This window comes from Escherichia sp. E14V7, from assembly GCF_004212225.1.
Taxonomy (GTDB): domain Bacteria; phylum Pseudomonadota; class Gammaproteobacteria; order Enterobacterales; family Enterobacteriaceae; genus Escherichia.
This window is the reverse complement of record NZ_RHJJ01000005.1, coordinates 189223-210933: the sequence shown is the minus strand read 5'-3', so window position 1 is coordinate 210933 and position 21711 is coordinate 189223. Positions and strand designations below refer to the sequence as shown.

Below are 21711 nucleotides of genomic sequence, written 5' to 3'. Positions count from 1 at the left end.
TATTTATCTCCCTTATTCATAGTGCATGAAGCAGGTTTCAGTCGGCGCGTCCGCTGCGCTATCAGCGATATCTTCAAATTCCATGACGTTATCCAGTTCACTGCCCATCGAAATATTGGTTACACGTTCAAGCATAATTTCCACCACCACCGGGACACGGTACTGCGCCATTAAGGCTTTCGCCTGTTCAAAGGCTGGAGCAATATCTTCCGGTTTGAAAACGCGAATAGCTTTACAACCTAAACCCTCCGCGACTTTCACGTGGTCAACGCCATAACCGTTCACATCACTGGAGTTAATATTTTCGAACGCGAGCTGTACGCAGTAATCCATATCAAATGCGCGTTGCGACTGGCGAATCAGACCGAGATAGGCGTTATTGACCAGCACATGGATGTACGGAATGTTGAACTGTGCGCCAACGGCTAATTCTTCAATCAGGAACTGGAAGTCGAAGTCACCGGAAATCGCCACCACATTGCGCTCTGGATCAGCAGCACACACGCCCAGCGCCGCCGGAATGGTCCAGCCCAGCGGGCCTGCCTGACCACAGTTGATCCAGTGACGGTCTTTAAAGACATGCAGCATTTGCGCCGCAGCGATTTGTGACAGGCCGATGGTGGTGACATAGCAAACATCACGTCCAAAGGCTTTGTTCATCTCTTCATACACGCGCTGTGGTTTCACTGGCACGTTGTCGAAGTGAGTTTTACGCAACAAAGTACGTTTGCGCTGCTGGCACTCAGCAACCCACTCTTTACGGCATGGCAGACGACCTGCTTTTTGCATCTCCTGCGCCACTTCAACCAGCAGCGTCAGCGCCGCTTTGGCGTCGGAGACAATGCCGAGATCCGGACACAGCACGCGGCCAATTTGCGTCGGTTCAATATCGATATGAACGATTTTGCGCCCTTCGGTGTATTTCTCTACCGAACCGGTATGACGGTTGGCAAAACGGTTACCGATACCAAACACCATGTCCGACGCCAGCAACGTTGCGTTACCGTAACGATGCGCGGTTTGCAGACCCACCATCCCGGCCATCAGTTCGTGATCGTCCGGGATACAGCCCCAGCCCATCAGCGTTGGGATCACCGGGACGCTGGTCAGTTCGGCAAACTGTTGTAACAGCGCCGCGGCATCGGCGTTGATTACCCCGCCCCCGGCAACAATCACCGGACGTTCGGCCTGAATTAACATTTCTACCGCTTTTTCGATCTGCGTACGGCTGGCAGCAGGTTTGTAGGCCGGCAGCGGTTCGTACATGTCAGGATCAAACTCGATTTCCGCAACCTGAACGTCGAACGGTAAATCCACCAGTACCGGACCCGGACGACCAGAACGCATCAGGTGAAATGCCTGTTGCAGCACACGAGGCACCAGCGCCGCTTCACGTACTGTAACCGCCATTTTACTGACCGGCTTGGCGATAGATTCGATATCTACGGCCTGAAAATCTTCTTTATGCAGACGGGCTCTCGGAGCCTGGCCGGTAATGCACAGAATAGGAATGGAATCAGCAGAAGCAGAATAGAGCGCGGTGATCATGTCAGTACCCGCCGGACCTGAAGTCCCCAGACAAACGCCGATATTCCCAGCCGTTGCGCGGGTATAGCCTTCCGCCATGTGCGACGCACCTTCCACGTGACGCGCCAGAATGTGACGAATACCGCCGTGCTTACGCATCGCTGAGTAGAACGGATTGATTGCAGCTCCCGGAACGCCGAAGGCGGTGGTGATACCTTCTTTCTCCAGCACATACATTGCCGCGTCAACGGCTCTCATTTTTGCCATTTTATTCCTACCTCTATTAATTGGAAAAATTTTCCAACTTTCAAATTTTGTCAAAAAAACCCGCTCCGCAGAGCGGGATGCGACAGACACTATGGATGAGCTTTCAGTCCCAACGCCGTGCTGATATCGCGGGCGGTGTCTCTGACCAGCTCACCCTGACTGACAAAACGATCTTCTGTCAGTCTTGATGAAGGCCCGGAGATGGAGATAGCGGCAACAACACTACCTACATCATCGTAAATTGCTGAAGCTATGCAATTCAGGCCTACAACATGCTCTTCTTTATCTACGGTATAGCCCAGTTCACGCGCTTGTTCCAGGTCCTTCAGCAAGGTGGGCATATCCACAAGCGTCGTTGGCGTAAACTGCTGCAAACCGGTTTGCAGGATGATGCTCATCAGCTCCTCTTCCGCCAGCGGATAAAGCAGCGCCTTGCCCGCACCGGAAGCATGTAGCGGTAGACGACTGCCCAGCGGCGCACACATCCTGACCATCGATTTACACTCTAACTGACCAATTAATACCGCTTCATTGCCGTTACGAATCGCGACATTGACCGTCTCGCCGGAAAGCAGCATCAGGCGGCGCATAAATGGCCCGGCGACGGAGAGGACATCACGGTTATGGATGTACGCCGCGCCGACGTTAAAGACACCTAATCCTATATGCCACCAGCCTAACTGACTGTCCTGATAGACAAAATCCGCTGCCTGTAAAACCTTTAACAGGCGAAAGGTCGTCGAGAGCGGCAAATCCAGATTGAGAGAAATATCGCTAACCGACGAACTTCCTCCACTTTTTTCCAGATATTGCAGAATCGCAATTCCCCGCTCTAACGCCTGTGCGCCCTTCTGTGCCACAGGCTCCGCCTGTCCTGGCCTGCCGCGCCGTCTAACTTCCGTCATACCTACGTTAACTCCGACCTACAAGTGAGCATAAACAATGAACAATTAGTTTATCTTATGCAAGTCGGTTGCAGGCGTCACGCAAAACAGAGCTCCTGTTCAGGAATACTTTCAACATCACAGTTGTCACTGCCGCCGCGATCGATGGTCAGAAAATCGGTGACGCGCTGCCAGGCGAAAAGCGGGTGATGCCAGACGTTACGATGATAATTCACCCCCTGCTCACCGTTGGTGATAAACGCCCGCAGCGTTGACAGGTCTGGTTTATCGTCACCTGACGCCACGACCACTACAAACACTTCACCTTTCATCGGGATAAAGGCCTGAGTACCCAGCGGATGACGTTCGAGTTCGTGGATGGTCAGCGGCAGATTCGCCGGTTGCGCGCGGTTAATGCTGATAAGCGTACGGTCTTGCTCAAGAATCTCAACCAGCGCCAAATCGTGATAGCGCTCCACCAGGCCATTGTTAATATGGAAAAAATCCCGTTGCTGCGTTTCGATAACGTCGCCATAAGCACAGAAGGCTTCCTGACTTAACGGTAATACCTGAAGTTTCATCTTTTTGTCCTTGTAACATAATTCCGTTCAACCAGCGCCGACCGGTCAGCTTGGTTTCAATAACAGGCAATCTAAAACCTAAAGAGAACAACATCAACACAAAAGTTGGAATATTTTTCCAAAACTAGATTTAGCCCACAAATCACGCAGGGTTATCATGTGAAAATACAGGTAAATCAAAGGACAGGAAAATCACGCAACCTGCGGATTTAAAAGGGGATACCTGAAGATGTTTGATCCAGAAACTTTGCGGACTTTCATTGCTGTTGCCGAAACGGGAAGTTTTTCAAAAGCGGCAGAACGATTATGTAAAACCACGGCGACCATCAGTTATCGCATTAAGCTTCTGGAAGAGAATACCGGAGTGGCGCTGTTTTTCCGCACGACTCGTAGCGTGACGTTGACGGCGGCTGGCGAGCATCTACTTTGTCAGGCCAGAGACTGGCTGAGCTGGCTGGAAAGTATGCCCAGCGAGTTACAACAGGTGAATGATGGCGTGGAACGCCAGGTGAATATCGTCATCAACAACCTGCTCTATAACCCCCAGGCCGTTGCCCAATTGCTGGCGTGGCTGAATGAACGTTACCCGTTTACCCAGTTTCACATCTCCCGACAAATCTATATGGGCGTCTGGGATTCGCTACTTTACGAAGGTTTTTCACTGGCCATCGGCGTCACGGGAACCGAAGCACTGGCAAATACTTTTAGCCTTGATCCCTTAGGTTCGGTGCAATGGCGCTTTGTCATGGCGGCAGATCATCCACTGGCGAAGGTTGAAGAGCCGCTAACAGAAGCGCAGTTGCGGCGCTTTCCTGCGGTCAATATTGAAGACAGCGCCCGCACCTTAACCAAACGCGTCGCCTGGCGTTTGCCGGGGCAAAAGGAGATTATTGTTCCTGATATGGAAACGAAAATCGCCGCCCATCTGGCGGGCGTTGGCATTGGTTTTTTGCCAAAATCACTTTGCCAGTCGATGATTGATAGTCAACAACTGGTCAGCCGGGTCATTCCAACGATGCGCCCGCCTTCGCCATTGAGTCTGGCATGGCGTAAATTTGGCAGCGGCAAAGCGGTGGAAGATATTGTGGCCTTGTTTACCCAGCGCAGGTCGGAAATCAGTGGATTTTTAGAAATTTTCGGCAACTCACACAGTTAAAAATCAAGTTTCCTTGCGCGTTGGCGCGTAAAATAGCGCGCAAGCTGATTTGAGGTTCACTTTTTACTATGCAAGAGAGACACACGGAACAGGACTATCGTGCCCTGCTGATTGCTGATACGCCCATTATTGATGTTCGCGCCCCCATCGAGTTTGAGCAAGGCGCAATGCCCGCCGCTATCAATCTGCCGTTAATGAATAATGATGAACGCGCCGCCGTTGGCACCTGCTATAAACAGCAAGGGTCTGACGCGGCGCTGGCGCTGGGGCATAAACTGGTGGCGGGTGAAATTCGTCAGCAGCGCATGGACGCCTGGCGGGCAGCGTGTCTGCAAAATCCGCAAGGTATTCTCTGCTGCGCCCGTGGCGGTCAACGTTCACATATTGTGCAACGCTGGCTGCATGAAGCGGGGATTGATTATCCGCTGGTGGAAGGCGGTTATAAGGCTCTGCGCCAGACCGCGATTCAGGCGACCATTGAACTGGCACAAAAACCGATAGTGCTGATTGGCGGTTGTACCGGCAGCGGCAAAACGCTGTTAGTGCAACAACAGCCGAACGGTGTTGATCTGGAAGGGCTGGCGCGCCATCGCGGTTCTGCTTTTGGTCGCACATTGCAGCCGCAACTTAGTCAGGCGAGTTTTGAAAACCTGCTGGCTGCCGAAATGCTAAAAACCGACGCCCGTCAGGAGCTGCGCCTGTGGGTGCTGGAAGATGAAAGCCGGATGATCGGTTCGAATCACCTGCCGGAATGCCTGCGCGAGCGAATGACTCAGGCGGCGATTGCGGTGGTAGAAGATCCGTTTGAGATCCGTCTTGAGCGCCTGAACGAAGAATATTTCTTGCGTATGCATCATGATTTTACCCATGCTTATGGCGACGAACAGGGCTGGCAGGAGTATTGCGAATACCTGCATCACGGACTTTCGGCGATTAAGCGTCGGCTGGGGCTACAGCGCTATAACGAACTGGCTGCAAGGCTGGATGCGGCGCTGACAACGCAACTCACCACCGGCAGCACCGACGGTCATCTGGCCTGGCTGGTCCCGTTACTTGAAGAATATTACGACCCGATGTATCGCTATCAGCTTGAGAAAAAAGCGGAAAAAGTTGTCTTTCGCGGTGAATGGGCGGAAGTGGCGGAATGGGTTAAGACGCAGTGATGGGCGGTATTCTGAAACGGCGATTGTCGTGAGAACAGAATGGTTGCACCAGAATACAGATATAAAAAAACCGACATGACAGTCGGTTTTTTTATTTTTTCCGCCCAAGACTTGGTGGTTCCGGGCAGAAATGAAACAGTCCTCATCTAGCAAGTGAATTATAAGTCAGGATGCCTACATATTCAAACAGCTATGTTGGCGATACAATCCCGACGCTAGTAGCAAGACTGCCGGATGCGGCGTAAACGCCTTATCCGGCCTACACAATCTTGCAAAATCAATATATTGCACGCTCTTCGTAGGCCAGATAAGACTTTGCGCATCAGGCAATCTAACGCCTGTCATTACCCCGCAAACTGCCTGAACAGCGCCTTACCCTTAACCAGTCTCGCGCCCAGCCAGCCGCCGCAAAGCGACAGCAGCAGTGCACCGCTGCACGGCAGCACAATCCACAATCGCCAGTCTGGCTCCCACGGGAAATCAAACACTTTCGCCTGCAACACTGCCAGCGCCGTTTCCGCACCAATTGCGGCTACCAGGCCGGAAACAAACCCAAGCATGGCGAACTCACACCACAATGTCGTGCGCAGCAGTTTTTTCCCCGCACCGAGTGTGCGCCACACCACCAGCTCCTGATGACGCTGACGCATTCCCACCTGCACCTGTGCCAGCAACAGCAACATACCGCAGGCGGTGACCAGCACCACCATCACTTCCAGCGCCCGACTTACCTGCTCCAGCACCTGACCGACCTGTTTTAAAATCGCGCCAATATCTAACAGGCTAATGGTCGGGAACTGGCGGTTGAGTTGCGTCAACATGCCGTTGCCATTCTCCCAGCGGAAACTGGTAAGCCAGCTCTGCGGCTGCCCGTCCAATGCCCCTTCCGGGAAAATAAAATAGAAATTAGGCCGCAGACTTTCCCAGTCCACTTTGCGCAGACTGGTCACTTTAGCGCGGAACTCCTGGGTATCGCCCATAAAAGTCACGGTATCCCCGAGGGCAACGTTTAAGCGTTTCGCCAGTCCCTCTTCCATCGACACTTCATCGGCTTTTGGCGGCCAGTTACCGGCGACAATCGGATTATGATCGGGCCGCGTATTTTGCCAGGTAAGATTGAGTTCGCGATTAAGCGCCTCATCTTCATTGCCTTCTGTCGGCTTGTCGTTAATCGCCGTCAGCCGCGCACGCACCACTGGATAAAACGATTCCGGGACTATGTGATGTTCCGCGAGGAACGCTTTTAGCGGCGTAACCTGTTCTGTGGCGATGTTGATTAAAAAGTAGTTAGGACTTTCTGGCGGTAGCTGCTGTTGCCAGCGATCGAGCAGATCGCCACGCAACACCAGCAACAGTGCCAGCAGCATAAAGGAGAGCGAAAATGCCGAAAGCTGGCTTAACGTTGACCACGGCTGACGTAACAGGCGGCTAACCGCCAGGCGCAGAGGTAGCGATTTCAGCGTCATGCGGCGAAGTACATTCAGCAGCATCCAGCCCAGAACACCGCACAGCAAAGCCAGTACTACCGCGCCCGCCAGCACCGCCCAGAGCAGCATACTGCCCCCCATTAATCCGGCGAGCAGCAGCACAACCACCACACTGACAATCGGCAGATAAAACTTCAGCGGCCAGACGTTCGCTACCACATCATTACGTAATACGCGTAAAGGCTGCGTTGCCAGCAACAAGCGGTATGGTCGTAGCCCCACCAGCAGCGAGATGACCGTCATGGTGCCCAGCGCCCATAGCCATGGCCAGAGGCTGGCTGGCGGTAGTGCAGCAGGCAGAACGGGCTTGAGCAGCACCATCAACACGTTTTCGAACAACAGGCCTATCGCCCCACCGGTAATGGCTGAAAGCGCCAGCACCATCAGCCACTGACCGACGATTAGCTTACGCAGTTGCGCTCGCCCTGCCCCCAGCGTTTTGAGGATCGCCACCAGATCGTAGCGGCTGCGACAGTAATGATTCATCGCCACCGCCACCGCCGCCACTGCCAGCAGCAAGGTCAGAAGCGCCGAAAGCAGCAGGAACTGTTGCGAGCGTTCCATTGAGCGCCCCAGCGCGCCTTCGTCCTGTTCCAGACCGTACCAGCGTTGTTCGGGTTTAAGCTGGGGTAACAACCATTTCTCATAGCCGTCGAGCTGGTTCTCGTTGCCGCCGAATTTATAGCGCCAGGTGACCCGACTTCCCGGCTGCACGGCTCCGGTTTTATCGACATCCGCCAGATTCATCATCAGGCGCGGAGCCATCTGGAAGGGGTTAAAACCGGAATCCGGTTCCTGAATCACTTCTCCGGCAATCCGCAAGGTGGCATCGCCCACGTCAATGGTGTCGCCCGTTTTCAGGTTAAGCAGTGCCATCAGGCGTGGGGCCAGCAATACGCTGCCCGCCTGCGGTTTCAGGCCTGGGGGATTAGTTTGCAGATCGCCATACATCGGGTAGATATCATCCACCGCTTTGACATTCGCCAGCTGCGGTGTGTCGCCCGCAAAGGTCATCGTGGCGAAAGTCAGCTGCTTGCCAACTTTCAGGCCGCGCTTTTGAGCTTCCTCCAGCCACGCTTGTGGCACTTCGCGCGAACTGCGCAACGCCCGATCGCCCGCCATAAACTCACGGCTTTGCTGGCTTAAACCTTTCTCCATGCGATCGCTGATATTACCCAGCGCCAGCACGCAGGCCACCGCAAGGCTTAGCGCCAGCCAGACAATTAATAGCGACGGCGAGCGCCATTCGCGCCAGAACCAACGTGCAATCATGCTTCCTCCTGCAACTGCCCGTTCACCAGCCGTAAGCAGCGGTCGCAGCGTGCCGCCAGTTGCAGGTCGTGGGTCACCATAATCAACGTGGTGCCATGTTCACGGTTGAGGGAAAACAGCAGGTCGGCAATTTTATCGCCCGTCTGGCGGTCAAGGTTGCCGGTAGGTTCATCAGCAAATAGCACATCTGGCCGACCGTTAAAGGCACGCGCCAGCGCCACACGTTGCTGTTCGCCGCCGGAAAGCTGTGCCGGAAGATGATCAAGTCGTTTGCCCAGCCCTAACTGTTCGAGCAATGCTTTCGCCCCGTTACGACTTTCCGCGCTACTCTCACCGCGCAGCAGCGCCGGAAGCTCGACGTTTTCCAGCGCGTTAAGGGTCGGAATTAACATAAATGACTGAAAAACAAAGCCTACGTGCTTCGCGCGCAATTTTGCCCGCGCTTCTTCGTCCATATTATGTAGCGGTTGTCCCACCAGACTCACTTCGCCACTGCTGCCGTCATCCAGCCCGGCGAGGATCGCCAGCAAGGTTGACTTACCCGATCCCGACTCGCCCACCAGCGCGATGGTCTCGCCACGTTTGACAACCAGCTCAACTCCGGTGAGGATGGAGAGTTCATGCTCCCCCTGACCGACGGACTTCTTAAGATGATGAACTTCAACAATGTTTTCCGCTGGCATTTGCCCTTCCTGTTCCTGGTCCTGTTAACCTTCCGTGCCGCCGCAGCGGACACGTTATTGATTCTGGGTGATAGCCTGAGCGCCGGGTATCGAATGTCTGCCAGCGCGGCCTGGCCTGCCTTGTTGAATGATAAGTGGCAGAGTAAAACGTCGGTAGTTAATGCCAGCATCAGCGGCGACACCTCGCAACAAGGGCTGGCGCGCCTTCCGGCTCTGCTGAAACAGCATCAGCCGCGCTGGGTGCTGGTTGAACTGGGCGGCAATGACGGTTTGCGTGGTTTTCAGCCACAACAAACCGAGCAAACGCTGCGCCAGATTTTGCAGGATGTCAAAGCCGCCAACGCTGAACCATTGTTAATGCAAATACGTCTGCCTGCAAACTATGGTCGCCGTTATAATGAAGCCTTTAGCGCCATTTACCCCAAACTCGCCAAAGAGTTTGATGTTCCGCTGCTGCCCTTTTTTATGGAAGAGGTCTACCTCAAGCCACAATGGATGCAGGATGACGGTATTCATCCCAACCGCGACGCCCAGCCGTTTATTGCCGACTGGATGGCGAAGCAGTTGCAGCCTTTAGTAAATCATGACTTATAAAGCAACGGAGATCCTGACAGGTAAAGTTATGCAAAAATCGGTCTTAATTACCGGATGTTCCAGTGGAATTGGTCTGGAAAGCGCGCTCGAATTAAAACGCCAGGGTTTTCATGTGCTGGCAGGTTGCCGGAAACCGGATGATGTTGAGCGTATGAACAGCATGGGATTTACCGGCGTGTTGATCGATCTGGATTCGCCAGAAAGTGTTGATCGCGCAGCCGACGAAGTGATCGCCCTGACCGATAATTGTCTGTATGGGATCTTTAACAATGCCGGATTCGGCATGTATGGCCCCCTTTCCACCATCAGCCGTGCGCAGATGGAACAGCAGTTTTCCGCCAACTTTTTCGGCGCACACCAGCTCACCATGCGCCTGTTACCCGCGATGTTGCCGCACGGTGAAGGGCGTATTGTGATGACCTCATCGGTGATGGGATTAATCTCCACACCGGGTCGTGGCGCTTACGCGGCCAGTAAATATGCGCTGGAGGCGTGGTCAGACGCACTGCGCATGGAGCTGCGCCACAGCGGAATTAAAGTCAGCCTGATCGAACCTGGTCCCATTCGTACTCGCTTCACCGACAACGTCAACCAGACGCAAAGTGATAAACCAGTCGAAAATCCTGGCATCGCCGCCCGCTTTACGTTGGGACCGGAAGCGGTGGTCGACAAAGTGCGCCATGCTTTTATTAGCGAGAAGCCGAAGATGCGCTATCCGGTAACGCTGGTGACCTGGGCAGTAATGGTGCTTAAGCGCCTGCTGCCGGGGCGCGTGATGGACAAAATATTGCAGGGGTGAGTTGAAGCGCGCGCTTAAGCCCCCATGTCAAAGAAAATATCGACAACAGAGAGCGACTCCATGTCCGTAGAAAATATTGTCAACATTAACGAATCTAACCTGCAACAGGTTCTTGAACAGTCAATGACCACACCTGTGCTGTTCTATTTTTGGTCTGAACGTAGCCAGCACTGTTTGCAGTTAACCCCAATTCTGGAAAGCCTCGCGGCGCAGTACAACGGGCAATTTATTCTGGCGAAGCTGGACTGCGACGCGGAGCAGATGATTGCCGCCCAGTTTGGTCTGCGCGCGATTCCGACCGTGTATCTGTTCCAGAACGGGCAACCGGTAGACGGCTTCCAGGGGCCGCAACCGGAAGAAGCGATCCGCGCCCTGCTGGATAAAGTGCTGCCGCGCGAAGAAGAGCTGAAAGCGCAGCAGGCGATGCAACTGATGCAGGAAGGCAATTACACCGACGCCCTGCCATTGCTGAAAGACGCCTGGCAGTTGTCGAATCAGAACGGGGAAATCGGCCTGCTGCTGGCAGAAACGCTGATTGCGCTGAACCGTTCTGAAGATGCAGAAGCGGTGCTGAAAACCATTCCGTTGCAGGATCAGGACACCCGCTACCAGGGGCTGGTGGCGCAAATCGAACTGCTGAAGCAGGCGGCAGATACGCCGGAAATTCAGCAGCTGCAACAGCAGGTGGCAGAGAATCCAGAAGATGCCGCACTGGCGACGCAACTGGCGCTGCAACTGCATCAGGTTGGGCGCAATGAAGAGGCGCTGGAGTTACTGTTTGGGCATCTGCGTAAAGATCTCACCGCCGCAGACGGTCAGACGCGTAAAACGTTCCAGGAGATCCTCGCTGCGCTGGGTACGGGGGATGCACTGGCGTCGAAGTATCGCCGCCAGCTGTATGCGTTGTTGTATTGATTTTCCGTTGAAATGCGATGCTGTGCAGGTTTGCAGGCCTGATAAGACGCCAGCGTCGCATCAGGCATCGTCACATAACCGCCGGATGCGGCGTAAACGCCTTATCCGACCTACGATTCGGGCGCAGATTTCCAGGCATGATAAGACGCACCCGCGTCGCATCCGGCATCACATTATTTCTTCTTCAATTGCGTCACCACCAACTGGTGGCGCGAATTGTAAAATTTACGATAGGTTAAATAACAGGCAATAATGGTCGACAGGCTGGCGGTTGAGAGCAACATAAAGGTCACCATAATCTGATATTTAATCGCCTTCACCGGATCAATCCCGGCAAATATCAGCCCGGACATCATTCCCGGTAAACTCACTAAGCCAACCGTTTTTGCTGAATCGACCGTCGGAATTAAAGCCGCGCGAATACTGTCGCGAATCAATATCGCTGAAGCCTGTTTTGGTGTCGCACCAAGACTCAATTTCTCCTGAATCTGTTGCTGTTCGCTGATAAACCGCTGCCCGAGATTGTTGTAACACAACCCAACCGCCACCATCGCGTTACCGGCAATCATCCCGGCGATAGGGATCACCTGCATCGGGATAAATTCAATCGACCCTGAGAGAATCAGCACCGCCAGGGTAATTCCCGCCCCGACCGTAATGGCAATAAACGATGAGATAAAAGCTTTAGCAATATATTTACTGCGCTTTTGCGCATTCCACGCCGCATTAAAGCAGATAAATAACACCATCAATAATGTCAGGCTGGCATCATCAACGCTGAAAATATACTTCAGCACATAGCCGACAATAATCAGCTGAATTATCGCGCGCCCCACACTCCAGAGAATATCTTTCTCCAGCGCCAGTTTTTCTTTATGGCTAATTAAGATTGCGACAATCACCAGCATTAATGCCAGTGCCAGTGACTCGTTGGTAATATTATGCGTGTTCATAGCGTGCTTCCTGCATTTCTCCGGCATGCGGTTGCAGTGTAATCACCTTATCCGCATGATTAATTTCGTCTTTATCGTGCGTCACCCACAACACCGCAATATTTTGCTCACGTACATAGCGGTGGAGCATCTCATTGACGTTGCGTTTGTTGCTTTCATCCAGCGCACTGGTGATTTCGTCGAGCAATAAAACCTTCGGCATAAATTGTAGGTTACGAATCAATGAGATGCGTTGTTTTTCACCACCAGATAGCTCGGCGATATTTTTCGTCAAAATGGTGTCCGGCAAGGAGAAACGTTCGAGAAAATCGAGAAAAATGGCCGGGTCAGGCTGCTGGTTACGGATCTGCCAGGGAAAGATCAGGTTATCGTAGACCGTGTCGCCAAACAGAGCCGGCGTCTGGGCGCAGTAAGAAACTTGTTGGCGATAGGTTTCTGGCTTTAGTGTGCTGACATCCTCACCTTCAAACAGTAACGTTCCGCTGGTCGAGCTGATTAATGAAGCAACTATTTTTAGTAGCGTACTTTTGCCGCAGCCGGAAGGGCCGGTAATTAACTTAAATTCGCCAGCACGCAGCGAAAAATTGATGTTATTTAGAATCTTCGTATCGCCCGCCTGATATCCAACATTTTGCAGTTGGAGCAAAAGACTATTTTCCTGCATTGCCCATCCCTTTTCTGATTTTTACTAAAAACAGTTTATCCTCCGCAAGAATAAGGGGGAACTCTCTTTCAGTAATCAGGTATAATTTGTTTAATCAAGCAGCAATTTTGCTCTTTATGGACGGTACAACAGGAGGTTTTTCCGATGCTTATTTTTATCCCGATTCTCATTTTTGTCGCGCTGGTCATTGTTGGCGCGGGCGTCAAAATCGTTCCGCAGGGCTATCAGTGGACGGTAGAACGATTTGGTCGTTATACCAAAACGTTACAGCCGGGGCTAAGTCTGGTGGTGCCGTTTATGGACCGCATTGGTCGTAAGATCAATATGATGGAGCAAGTGCTCGACATCCCATCCCAGGAAGTTATCTCGAAAGATAACGCCAACGTCACTATCGACGCCGTTTGCTTTATCCAGGTGATTGATGCCCCGCGCGCGGCTTATGAAGTCAGCAATCTGGAACTGGCAATCATCAACCTGACCATGACCAACATCCGTACCGTTCTGGGTTCGATGGAACTCGATGAAATGCTCTCTCAGCGCGACAGCATTAACTCGCGTCTGCTGCATATTGTCGATGAAGCCACTAATCCGTGGGGGATAAAAGTCACCCGTATTGAAATTCGCGATGTGCGCCCACCGGCTGAGCTTATCTCTTCGATGAACGCGCAGATGAAAGCGGAACGTACCAAACGCGCTTACATCCTTGAAGCGGAAGGGATCCGTCAGGCGGAAATCCTCAAAGCCGAAGGTGAAAAACAGTCACAAATCCTGAAAGCGGAAGGCGAACGTCAGTCGGCATTCTTACAGGCCGAAGCGCGTGAACGTTCTGCCGAAGCGGAAGCCCGCGCAACCCAAATGGTGTCTGAAGCCATTGCTTCTGGTGACATTCAGGCGGTGAATTACTTCGTGGCGCAGAAATACACCGAAGCGTTACAGCAGATTGGTTCCTCCAGTAACAGCAAAGTGGTGATGATGCCATTAGACGCCAGCAGCCTGATGGGATCGATTGCCGGGATTGCTGAACTGGTGAAAGACAGCGCGAACGAGCGAAATAAATCATGATCGAGATGATAGCTATCCATCCGCATATTTTTTGGCTGAGTCTCGGCGGTCTGCTGCTGGCAGCCGAGATGCTGGGCGGCAATGGTTATCTACTGTGGAGCGGTGTCGCGGCGGTGATTACTGGCCTGGTGGTCTGGCTGCTGCCGCTGGGTTGGGAGTGGCAAGGGGTGATGTTTGCCGTCCTGACGCTGCTCGCCGCCTGGCTGTGGTGGAAATGGCTGGCACGAGGCGTGCGCGAACAAAAGCACAGTGACAGTCATTTAAACCAGCGCGGACAGCAATTGATCGGCAGACGATTTGTGCTGGAATCACCGTTAGTCAACGGGCGCGGTCATATGCGCGTCGGCGACAGTTCATGGCCCGTCAGCGCCAGCGAGGATCTCGGTGCAGGTACGCATGTTGAGGTGATTGCGATTGAAGGGATAACGCTGATCATCCGTGCGATCATCGCCTGATGCGACGCTGACGCGTCTTATCAGGCCTACAAAACTGTGCCCGAACCGTAGGCCGGATAAGGCGTTTACGCCGCATCCGGCGGTTATGCGCCGATGCCTGATGCGACGCGGGCGCGTCTTATCATGCCTGGAAAACGGCACTCAACCGTAGGCCGGATAAGGCGTTTACGCCGCATCCGGCGGTTATGCACCGATGCCTGATGCGACGCTGACGCGTCTTATCATGCCTGGAAGTCTGTGCCCGAACGTAGGCCGGATAAGGCGTTTACGCCGCATCCGGCGGTTATGCGTCGGTGCCTGATGCGACGCGGGCGCGTCTTATCATGCCTGGAAAACTGCACTCAACCGTAGGCCGGATAAGGCGTTTACGCCGCATCCGGCGGTTATGCGCCGATGCCTGATGCGACGCGGACGCGTCTTATCATGCCTGGAAGTCTGCGCCCGAACGTAGGCCGGATAAGGCGTTTACGCCGCATCCGGCGGTTATGCACCGATGCCTGATGCGACGCGGGCGCGTCTTATCATGCCTGGAAGTCTGTGCCCGAACGTAGGCCGGATAAGGCGTTTACGCCGCATCCGGCAGTTATGCGTCGGTGCCTGATGCGACGCGGGCGCGTCTTATCATGCCTGGAAGTCTGCGCCCGAATCGTAGGCCGCCTCCGCCATATTAACTGGCATTGGCAAATTACTCGTCACTACCTTTATTCATGTTTTTTTGGTCTTCATCCGGATAGTGTTTTTTTAGATATTCCAGGACGTTTTTATTGACCTTGTGTTGGGTATACACCCACCCTTTCCAGTAATCAGGCTGGTCCAGGTAAACTTCTGGCGGAATGGTGAAATCAGAAAGCGTTAACCATTCGGCTAACAGATCGGGGTTTCTCTTCTGGATCAACTGCAACAGCATGATCAGCGACATGGCAGAGGCAGGAGCCGTACTATCGCCGCTTAAATACTTCCACACCGTAGAGCGATTCGAACGAAAAAGGATGGGGAGCAGCGCCCTGTCCAGATTCATTTCATTAAAAATCTTCTCAAATTCATTCATTTAATTTTCCTGCCTGGCGTAAACCTCTTAAAAATTGAGATTTATCAAAGAAACGCATTCTAGCACACATCAGGAACCGCTTCACGTTTAGCCCAGAAACAACATTTATTTCGCTTATCAAAACAAGTCTTTACTCTTTTTTACATTGAAAGAGCACAAAATGATTTTCAATTTTATTTATATAAGAAACATTTTTTGTTTCCTATAGGTGATGTTTACGCTTACACAAGACAAAAACGCGCTTTACATCACACAAATGGCGGCGTAGATTTCGATTAAATCGCAACGCAAATTAATTCTTATAACAACGTTATACGTTGCTTATAGAAACAAATATGTGACTTACTTTGAACGAGAAAAAATGCATGAAAACTGTAAAGCTGTCTTTACTGGCTGTCGTTGTTGCTACCGCGGTAAGTCCATCTGCGTTTGCAGGTGATACTGTTGAGGCAGCAGCGACAGAATTAGCGGCAATCCAGCCAGGAATGTCGCAAATGGAAATTGATCAGAAAATTGGTCGATTTTTAGAAAGGACAGGAAATAGCGCAGCCGCACAAAATTACCTGATTGCGCATGATTACAAAACTACAACGCCTCAGGAAGATACAACAGCTTCTCCCGTACAGCCCACCAGTACGCTGAACCCGATAACCAATCAAGCGCAGATCGACCGCGACAACGGGCAGGATACTGCCATTCAGAACGCGCAGCACACTGCCAACTGGGCATCGCTGAAAGCCGATGATGCGCATCATGCCATTATGGTGGCGCAGACGGATATTGATGCCAATAAAGCCGCCATCACCAACACTCGCAATGATGTCTCCGCCGTACAGTCAGACGTCAGCACCATAAAAGGCGATGTCGCACATGCCCAGTCAACGGCTGACCATGCCAACGCTAACGCCAACACCGCACTGATGAACGGCCTCAAACTTTCCGCTGCCGTGACGGAAAATAAAAATAATATCGAACAGAACAGCAACGATATTGCTGACCAGCAGCAACAGCTCGACGAAACCCAGAAAACCGTTGCTGCCACCGGTGATGTACAGACTGCCGCCCGATATCAGGGCATGATTGACGCCAGACAGACAGCCGCTACCAACGCGCAGCAGGAACAAGCAGACACCCAGCAGCAACAAATTACCGATCAGCAGAAGCAAATCGACGCGACGCAAAAAACGGTTTCTGCACTTGGCGATGCCCAGACCAGCGCACATTATCAGCAGATGGTTAACGCCAGACTGACCGCACAAAATGATGCGAATGCGCGTATTGCAGCAGAACAAAAACAGAAAATTGATACCCTTGCGACTAACCAGGCAACTCAACAACATATCGATAGCGTGCAGTACGGGGAGCAAATTCAGCGTCTGGCGCAAGACTCAACGCAAACGCATGAACAAATTGACAGCCTGACACAAGACGCAACCCAAACGCATCAGCAGTTAAGCAACACGCAAAAACGAGTAGCGGATAACAGCCAGCAAATTAACACGCTCAATAACAATTTCAGTTCGCTGAAAAACGAAGTTGAAGATAACCGTAAAGATGCTAATGCGGGGATCGCGTCAGCCATTGCCATTGCCTCACAGCCGCAGGTGAAAACCGGTGATTTAATGATGGTGTCAGCGGGAGCAGGAACGTTCAACGGTGAATCTGCGGTGTCTGTCGGAACATCTTTTAATGCTGGAATTCATACGGTAATTAAAGCGGGAGTCTCAGCGGATACACAATCTGATTTCGGCGCAGGTGTCGGCGTGGGATATTCGTTCTAATTTTAATAGCAATTTCTTATTCGCAATTTTCCGCACATTATTTAAGGTTAACAATGATGAATAGCACCATTAAATCGTTTTCCCTGCTGGCGGTTATATTACTGGCTGGCTGTAGTTCACCCACTTCCCGCATCGCAGATTGCCAGGCGCAGGGCGTCAGTCATGACACCTGTTATCTCGCAGAACAACAGCGTCAGGCGGCTATTTTAAGTGCATCCGAGGCACAGGCATTTAAAAATGCAGAAGCCGCACAACATGCCCAGGCCGCTAAAAAATCCATTTATAAAGGATTTGGCGTCACTTTCAGAATGAGCAGTAAAAACTTTGCTTATCTCAATGATTCACTATGTGCCATAGATGAAGATAATACCGATGCTACGGTTTATCAGTCGGGTCTGTATAACGTCATTGTTTATCATCACACAGGAAAAGTCGCCTTAATGAAAGAAGGCCAGTTTGTGGGCTATTTAAAATGAAGGAGCAAAAGAAAATGGCCCTGACGCATATTATGATTATCGGTGCGTTTATTTTTGCCTTCTTGCAAGTAGCATTATTAGCCTCCCTGGTGCACGCTGTGAATGTTAACAACGAAATCCAGGAAGGCTTATTTCAGTCGGGGCGCATTATGGTAGAAAGTTTGCAGCATATTCTTTCGGTGCAAACAGGGATTAACTGATTTTCACCCCACCCGATGATGACAGCAGCCGGAGAGATTTTCGATAATCGGGCAGTCGGCGCTGTCATCGCCGGGGCAGGCATTCGCCAATGCCAGTAGCTGGTTGCGCATGGCTTGCAGTTCTTCGATATGTCGCTCGATCTCCGCCACCTTCTCCAGCGTGCGCCGTTTTACGTCGGCACTGTGCCGCTGCGGGTCGTTAAACAGATTCACCAGTTCGCCGCTTTCTTCCAGGTTAAAGCCCACCTGGCGTGCCTGGCGCAGTAAGGTCAGTTCGTTGAGATGCTGCTGCGTGTAGGTGCGATAACCGTTTTCGCTGCGCATCGGCGGTGTCACCAGTCCCTTCTCTTCATAGAAGCGAATGGCTTTGCTGGTCAGGCCGGTAATTTTTGCCACATCGCTAATGTTCATCGTTCGCGCAACGCCTCCTGTGCTTTGTTAAAGGGTTTCAACAGATAATCCAGCACGCTTTTTTTACCCGTGCGGATATCGACCGTCGCCACCATACCGGGAAATATCGGAAACTGCTGTTTATGTTTATTTTCCAGATGGTTGCTGAAGGTGCGAATGTACACCCGATAGTAATAAACATCGCGCCGTACTTCATCCTGAATGGTGTCCGGTGAAATCACCGCAACTTCTCCTGGTAAGCCGCCGTAGATGGAGTAATCGTAAGCGGTTATTTTCACCAGTGATTTTTGCCCCGGATGGATAAACGCCACATCGCGCGGGGAGATTTTTGCCTCAATCAGCAGTTGTTCATCCAGCGGCACGATGGTCATCAGTTTACCACCGGGGGCAATGACGCCGCCAACCGTGGTGACGTCAATGTCCTGAACAATGCCTCGTACCGGCGCAGTAAAGTTGAGCCTGGTGAGGGAATCTTCCCGCCCACGTATCACCGAACGCTGGGTTTCCACTTCCGCATTGGCTTTCGCTAACTCTTCGCGCGCCTGAACGTAATATTGTGTACGCACGTCACTGAGTTTGTTTTCCAGTTCATTGGCCTGACGTTGCAGGCGCAGCACTTCGACGCTGCTCGCTGCCCCCTGTTTCACCAGCGGCTGGGTCATCGCCAGTTCACGGTTGACCAGACTAATCCCCTGCGTCAGCCCGGCGGTGGCTTTGTTCAACCCGTCGCGGCGAGTGTTGTACAACGCCGTTTCCGACTCGATAAGTTCGGGGAATTTATTCAGTTCGTCGGGGAACACCAGCGGTTTATTGCTCACTTCCGCCCGCAGCCGCGCCGAGGTCGCCAGCGCCGCGTACAGGCGTGACATCGCTTCCTGGACATCGGATTCGGTTTTGGTGCGGTTAAGCTGCGCCAGCGGCTGGCCTTGCTCAACAATATCGCCCACTTTCACGTCGAGATGATACAAAATCCCGCCTTCCAGCGACTGCACCACCTGTTCGCGCCCGGAAGGTTCTACCGTGCCGCTGCCGGTGGTCACTTCATCAAGCTGGAAATACCACGCCCAGCCGAGAAAACAGAGCAGCATGACGACGGTCACACGTACCGCCAGCGCCGAACGCGGCAGGCGGGGTTCAGTCAGGCCACGGTTATATTGCAGTTGTCCGTTCATGCAGCAGACCCCTTATTCTTCTCCTGCAACACCACCCGTCGCGCCGTGGGTTCGCCCTGTTCACGCAAAATGGCCTCTTTCGCGCCATCCATCACAATCCGCCCCTGATCCATCACGATAATGCGGTCCACCAGTTGCAGCATCGCCGTGCGGTGAGTGGCGATGACCAGCGTGCGATGTCCAATCCACTGTTTCAGTTGTTCGATTAAATGCGCTTCCGCCATTTCATCCAGCGAGGCGCTGGGTTCGTCAAGCAGGACAATATTGGGTTGAGAGATAAGTAGCCGCGCCAACAGCAGCGTTTGCCGCTGACCGCCAGAAAGACCAAATCCCCCTTCCTGAATCATGTAGTTGAGGCCGTTTTTCTGCTTCTGTACAAAGGGCAGCGCCCCGCTGAGGGTTAACGCGCGTTCGATATCTTCATCGCTGGCTTCCGGCATCCCCATCGTCAGGTTTTCCCGCAGCGAGCCGAAGAACAGTCGTCCGGTCTGGCTGAGTAGCCCCATGTCGCGGCGCAGATCCGCCGGATCAAGTTGCCCGATGCTGATGTTATCCAGCAACACCAGCCCCTGCTGGGCGATACGCATTCCGGCGAGCATTTGCAGTAGCGTCGATTTACCCGCGCCGTTGCGCCCGAGAATGGCGATTTTCTCTCCGGCCTGAATGTTGAGTTTGCCAATCGCCACATCGGCAATCTTCTCTTCTTCGTCGTAATAAAACACCGCGTTGCTGAACTGATAATTACCGTGCAGCACCGCTTTATGCACCAGTTTGCCGTGCTCCGGCTGATCCACCGGGCGCTTCATCAGTTCATCAAGGCCGTTACGCGCCACTTTTGCCTGCTGCCAGCGCGAGAGTACGCCGGATATCTGCGACAGCGGCGCGATGGTGCGCGAAGCCAGGATCGTCGTCCCGACCAGTGCACCGGTGGTCATGTCGCCGTTCATCACCATAAAGCAGCCCACCAACAGCACCACCACGTAGACGATGGATTGCACTTCCTGGGTCCAGGTGAGCAGCAGCCCGGTGAGAAAGCGTTGCTTCATGCTGATGGACGAGGCTACGTCGTTGGTGTGATTCCACTGATTCTGAAAACGCTGCTCGGCGCGCAGCAGTTTAATGTCTTCAATCGACTGCACCGCTTCCACAAGCGTAGCGTTGCGTACCGCTGACTCGCGCATCCCTTCGTTCGCCAGCCGCGCCAGCGGGCGTTGCACCAGCAGGCCGGGGATCACTAATAAAGGCAGCGCCAGCAAAACAACCAGCACCAGCCAGCCGCCAATCATCCACAGAATAAAGACAAACAGCAGGAAGAACGGCAGGTCCGCCACCGCGCCGATGGTGGTGGAAGTAATAAGCTCCCGCACCGATTCCAGTTCGCGGATCTGCGAGATAAACGATCCGGTGGATTTCGAGCGCACGTTATTTTTCAGCCGTAATGCGTGACCAAACACGCGGTCCGAAATACGCAGATCCGCCCGTTTGCCAATCATATCCGAGAGGTGCGTGCGCACCATGCGCATACAAAACTCAAACAGGATCGCCATCATCACCCCGGCGAACAGCACCCACAGCGTCGGGTACGATTGCGCCGGAACCACCCGATCGTAAACCTGCATCGAGAAAATCATCGCCGCCAGCGCCAGCACGTTCGCCACCAGCGAGGCCAGCATAATGTCGCCATAGCGCCGCCAGTCTTTCAGCGACAGACTCCAGAACCAGTTCGCCTGATACGGGCGAATGTAGTCATCTACCCGCGCGTCAGGAATGGCGCTGAGCGGGCGCAGTAGCGCCAGTTCGACGATTTTATCTTCAACATCCGCGACGTTAAGCGTGGTTTCCAGCCCTTCGTCACCACTGAACTGAATGCTGATATTGTCGTGGTTATCGCGGCGAGTAATCACACCGACCTGCTGATTATCAAACACCGCGATCAACGGCAGCCGCCACGGGTTAAGCGAGTCAGCGGAGAACTCCACCAGCCGCAGCCCCATCCCCAGTTGCCGCGCCATGTCGGTGAGCAACTCTTCCCGCTTACTGTCGCGCTCCCAGTTGACGGTTGCGCGCACGTTCTCCTGAGAAAAATCGAGGCGGTAATAACGCGCCACGGCGATCATCGCCTCCAGCCAGGCTTCCACGGACTGGGCATTTTTTTTCATTA

The 21711-nt window shown here is 53.0% G+C and carries 21 protein-coding genes; 10 read left to right on the top strand and 11 right to left on the bottom strand.

Features of this window, described 5'->3' with window-relative positions:
* Positions 1-12: 12 nt before the first annotated feature.
* From gcl to allA, 3 genes are all read right to left on the bottom strand, one after another.
* Positions 13-1794 carry a glyoxylate carboligase gene (gcl, locus tag D9741_RS06765; protein ID WP_130215543.1) on the bottom strand — a complete coding sequence of 594 codons (1782 nt, stop codon included), beginning with the start codon at positions 1792-1794 and terminating at the stop codon, positions 13-15.
* Between the two features lie 89 nt (positions 1795-1883).
* Positions 1884-2699, bottom strand: a complete 816-nt coding sequence (gene allR / locus D9741_RS06760) for an HTH-type transcriptional repressor AllR (protein WP_000141275.1) — start codon at positions 2697-2699, stop codon at positions 1884-1886.
* Positions 2700-2776: 77 nt separating this feature from the next.
* Positions 2777-3259 carry an ureidoglycolate lyase gene (gene allA, locus D9741_RS06755; protein WP_130206359.1) on the bottom strand — a complete coding sequence of 161 codons (483 nt, stop codon included), beginning with the start codon at positions 3257-3259 and terminating at the stop codon, positions 2777-2779.
* Positions 3260-3488: 229 nt separating this feature from the next.
* Here allA and allS point away from each other — a divergent pair, with 229 nt between their 5' ends.
* Together allS and mnmH are read left to right on the top strand one after the other, a co-directional pair.
* Entirely contained in the window at positions 3489-4415 is a 927-nt protein-coding gene (gene allS / locus D9741_RS06750; RefSeq protein WP_130215541.1) for an HTH-type transcriptional activator AllS, read from the top strand.
* Positions 4416-4483: 68 nt separating this feature from the next.
* Positions 4484-5578: a tRNA 2-selenouridine(34) synthase MnmH gene (mnmH, locus tag D9741_RS06745; RefSeq protein ID WP_001157981.1), complete on the top strand. Its 1095-nt coding sequence runs from the start codon at positions 4484-4486 to the stop codon at positions 5576-5578.
* A 344-nt stretch (positions 5579-5922) separates the two neighbouring features.
* Here the strand turns inward: mnmH and ybbP are convergent, their stop codons facing one another.
* Both ybbP and ybbA read right to left on the bottom strand, forming a co-directional pair.
* On the bottom strand, positions 5923-8337 hold the full coding sequence (ybbP, locus tag D9741_RS06740) for a putative ABC transporter permease subunit YbbP (RefSeq protein ID WP_130215539.1): 2415 nt from the start codon (positions 8335-8337) through the stop codon (positions 5923-5925).
* On the bottom strand, positions 8334-9020 hold the full coding sequence (gene ybbA, locus D9741_RS06735; RefSeq protein ID WP_001110573.1) for a putative ABC transporter ATP-binding protein YbbA: 687 nt from the start codon (positions 9018-9020) through the stop codon (positions 8334-8336). Before ybbA ends, ybbP begins: the two co-directional genes overlap by 4 nt.
* On the opposite strand from ybbA, the gene tesA reads away from it, so the two are divergent.
* The 3 genes from tesA to cnoX are packed head-to-tail and all read left to right on the top strand — an operon-like array spanning position 8991 to position 11328.
* The gene (gene tesA / locus D9741_RS06730; protein ID WP_165383440.1) at positions 8991-9614 is read left to right on the top strand and encodes a multifunctional acyl-CoA thioesterase I/protease I/lysophospholipase L1; all 624 of its coding nucleotides are present in this window, start codon (positions 8991-8993) and stop codon (positions 9612-9614) included. The two genes, ybbA and tesA, sit on opposite strands and share 30 nt — an antisense overlap.
* Positions 9604-10413: an NADP(+)-dependent aldehyde reductase gene (ybbO, locus tag D9741_RS06725; protein WP_130215535.1), complete on the top strand. Its 810-nt coding sequence runs from the start codon at positions 9604-9606 to the stop codon at positions 10411-10413. The genes tesA and ybbO overlap by 11 nt, the downstream gene beginning before the upstream one ends.
* Before the next feature lie 60 nt (positions 10414-10473).
* Entirely contained in the window at positions 10474-11328 is an 855-nt protein-coding gene (gene cnoX / locus D9741_RS06720) for a chaperedoxin (protein WP_001295322.1), read from the top strand.
* 173 nt (positions 11329-11501) lie between these two features.
* Here the strand turns inward: cnoX and fetB are convergent, their stop codons facing one another.
* The gene (gene fetB, locus D9741_RS06715; RefSeq protein ID WP_130215533.1) at positions 11502-12281 is read right to left on the bottom strand and encodes an iron export ABC transporter permease subunit FetB; all 780 of its coding nucleotides are present in this window, start codon (positions 12279-12281) and stop codon (positions 11502-11504) included.
* A complete protein-coding gene (gene fetA, locus D9741_RS06710) occupies positions 12268-12945 on the bottom strand; it encodes an iron ABC transporter ATP-binding protein FetA (protein WP_130215531.1) in 678 nt (225 codons plus the stop codon). Before fetA ends, fetB begins: the two co-directional genes overlap by 14 nt.
* 144 nt (positions 12946-13089) lie before the next feature.
* Here fetA and D9741_RS06705 point away from each other — a divergent pair, with 144 nt between their 5' ends.
* Complete coding sequence (locus tag D9741_RS06705; protein ID WP_000904498.1) at positions 13090-14007, top strand: SPFH domain-containing protein; 918 nt, start codon at positions 13090-13092, stop codon at positions 14005-14007.
* Positions 14004-14462, top strand: coding sequence for an NfeD family protein (locus D9741_RS06700; protein ID WP_130215529.1), 459 nt, complete (start codon positions 14004-14006; stop codon positions 14460-14462). The genes D9741_RS06705 and D9741_RS06700 overlap by 4 nt, the downstream gene beginning before the upstream one ends.
* 685 nt (positions 14463-15147) lie before the next feature.
* On the opposite strand, the gene D9741_RS06695 is transcribed toward D9741_RS06700, so the two are convergent.
* On the bottom strand, positions 15148-15510 hold the full coding sequence (locus D9741_RS06695; protein ID WP_001001643.1) for a hypothetical protein: 363 nt from the start codon (positions 15508-15510) through the stop codon (positions 15148-15150).
* Between the two features lie 731 nt (positions 15511-16241).
* Between D9741_RS06695 and D9741_RS06690 the strand changes: the two genes are divergently transcribed.
* The 3 genes from D9741_RS06690 to D9741_RS06680 are packed head-to-tail and all read left to right on the top strand — an operon-like array spanning position 16242 to position 17967.
* Positions 16242-17291: a YadA-like family protein gene (locus D9741_RS06690; RefSeq protein ID WP_240725553.1), complete on the top strand. Its 1050-nt coding sequence runs from the start codon at positions 16242-16244 to the stop codon at positions 17289-17291.
* A 53-nt stretch (positions 17292-17344) separates the two neighbouring features.
* Entirely contained in the window at positions 17345-17767 is a 423-nt protein-coding gene (locus D9741_RS06685) for a hypothetical protein (protein ID WP_130215525.1), read from the top strand.
* The gene (locus D9741_RS06680) at positions 17764-17967 is read left to right on the top strand and encodes a hypothetical protein (protein WP_130215523.1); all 204 of its coding nucleotides are present in this window, start codon (positions 17764-17766) and stop codon (positions 17965-17967) included. The genes D9741_RS06685 and D9741_RS06680 overlap by 4 nt, the downstream gene beginning before the upstream one ends.
* Before the next feature lie 3 nt (positions 17968-17970).
* On the opposite strand, the gene cueR is transcribed toward D9741_RS06680, so the two are convergent.
* The 3 genes from cueR to D9741_RS06665 are packed head-to-tail and all read right to left on the bottom strand — an operon-like array spanning position 17971 to position 21709.
* Positions 17971-18378 carry a Cu(I)-responsive transcriptional regulator gene (cueR, locus tag D9741_RS06675; protein ID WP_130215521.1) on the bottom strand — a complete coding sequence of 136 codons (408 nt, stop codon included), beginning with the start codon at positions 18376-18378 and terminating at the stop codon, positions 17971-17973.
* Positions 18375-19550: an HlyD family type I secretion periplasmic adaptor subunit gene (locus D9741_RS06670; RefSeq protein WP_130215519.1), complete on the bottom strand. Its 1176-nt coding sequence runs from the start codon at positions 19548-19550 to the stop codon at positions 18375-18377. The genes cueR and D9741_RS06670 overlap by 4 nt, the downstream gene beginning before the upstream one ends.
* The gene (locus tag D9741_RS06665) at positions 19547-21709 is read right to left on the bottom strand and encodes a type I secretion system permease/ATPase (protein ID WP_130215517.1); all 2163 of its coding nucleotides are present in this window, start codon (positions 21707-21709) and stop codon (positions 19547-19549) included. The genes D9741_RS06670 and D9741_RS06665 overlap by 4 nt, the downstream gene beginning before the upstream one ends.
* Positions 21710-21711: the final 2 nt, after the last annotated feature.

Excerpts from the sequence above, each read along its gene's own strand:
- gcl (WP_130215543.1), bottom strand. The coding sequence starts at position 1,794 with ATGGCAAAAATGAGAGCCGTTGACGCGGCAATGTATGTGCTGGAGAAA.
- allR (WP_000141275.1), bottom strand. The coding sequence starts at position 2,699 with ATGACGGAAGTTAGACGGCGCGGCAGGCCAGGACAGGCGGAGCCTGTG.
- allA (WP_130206359.1), bottom strand. The coding sequence starts at position 3,259 with ATGAAACTTCAGGTATTACCGTTAAGTCAGGAAGCCTTCTGTGCTTAT.
- allS (WP_130215541.1), top strand. The coding sequence starts at position 3,489 with ATGTTTGATCCAGAAACTTTGCGGACTTTCATTGCTGTTGCCGAAACG.
- mnmH (WP_001157981.1), top strand. The coding sequence starts at position 4,484 with ATGCAAGAGAGACACACGGAACAGGACTATCGTGCCCTGCTGATTGCT.
- ybbP (WP_130215539.1), bottom strand. The coding sequence starts at position 8,337 with ATGATTGCACGTTGGTTCTGGCGCGAATGGCGCTCGCCGTCGCTATTA.
- tesA (WP_165383440.1), top strand. The coding sequence starts at position 8,991 with ATGAACTTCAACAATGTTTTCCGCTGGCATTTGCCCTTCCTGTTCCTG.
- ybbA (WP_001110573.1), bottom strand. The coding sequence starts at position 9,020 with ATGCCAGCGGAAAACATTGTTGAAGTTCATCATCTTAAGAAGTCCGTC.
- ybbO (WP_130215535.1), top strand. The coding sequence starts at position 9,604 with ATGACTTATAAAGCAACGGAGATCCTGACAGGTAAAGTTATGCAAAAA.
- cnoX (WP_001295322.1), top strand. The coding sequence starts at position 10,474 with ATGTCCGTAGAAAATATTGTCAACATTAACGAATCTAACCTGCAACAG.
- fetB (WP_130215533.1), bottom strand. The coding sequence starts at position 12,281 with ATGAACACGCATAATATTACCAACGAGTCACTGGCACTGGCATTAATG.
- fetA (WP_130215531.1), bottom strand. The coding sequence starts at position 12,945 with ATGCAGGAAAATAGTCTTTTGCTCCAACTGCAAAATGTTGGATATCAG.
- D9741_RS06705 (WP_000904498.1), top strand. The coding sequence starts at position 13,090 with ATGCTTATTTTTATCCCGATTCTCATTTTTGTCGCGCTGGTCATTGTT.
- D9741_RS06700 (WP_130215529.1), top strand. The coding sequence starts at position 14,004 with ATGATCGAGATGATAGCTATCCATCCGCATATTTTTTGGCTGAGTCTC.
- D9741_RS06695 (WP_001001643.1), bottom strand. The coding sequence starts at position 15,510 with ATGAATGAATTTGAGAAGATTTTTAATGAAATGAATCTGGACAGGGCG.
- D9741_RS06685 (WP_130215525.1), top strand. The coding sequence starts at position 17,345 with ATGATGAATAGCACCATTAAATCGTTTTCCCTGCTGGCGGTTATATTA.
- D9741_RS06680 (WP_130215523.1), top strand. The coding sequence starts at position 17,764 with ATGAAGGAGCAAAAGAAAATGGCCCTGACGCATATTATGATTATCGGT.
- cueR (WP_130215521.1), bottom strand. The coding sequence starts at position 18,378 with ATGAACATTAGCGATGTGGCAAAAATTACCGGCCTGACCAGCAAAGCC.
- D9741_RS06670 (WP_130215519.1), bottom strand. The coding sequence starts at position 19,550 with ATGAACGGACAACTGCAATATAACCGTGGCCTGACTGAACCCCGCCTG.
- D9741_RS06665 (WP_130215517.1), bottom strand. The coding sequence starts at position 21,709 with ATGAAAAAAAATGCCCAGTCCGTGGAAGCCTGGCTGGAGGCGATGATC.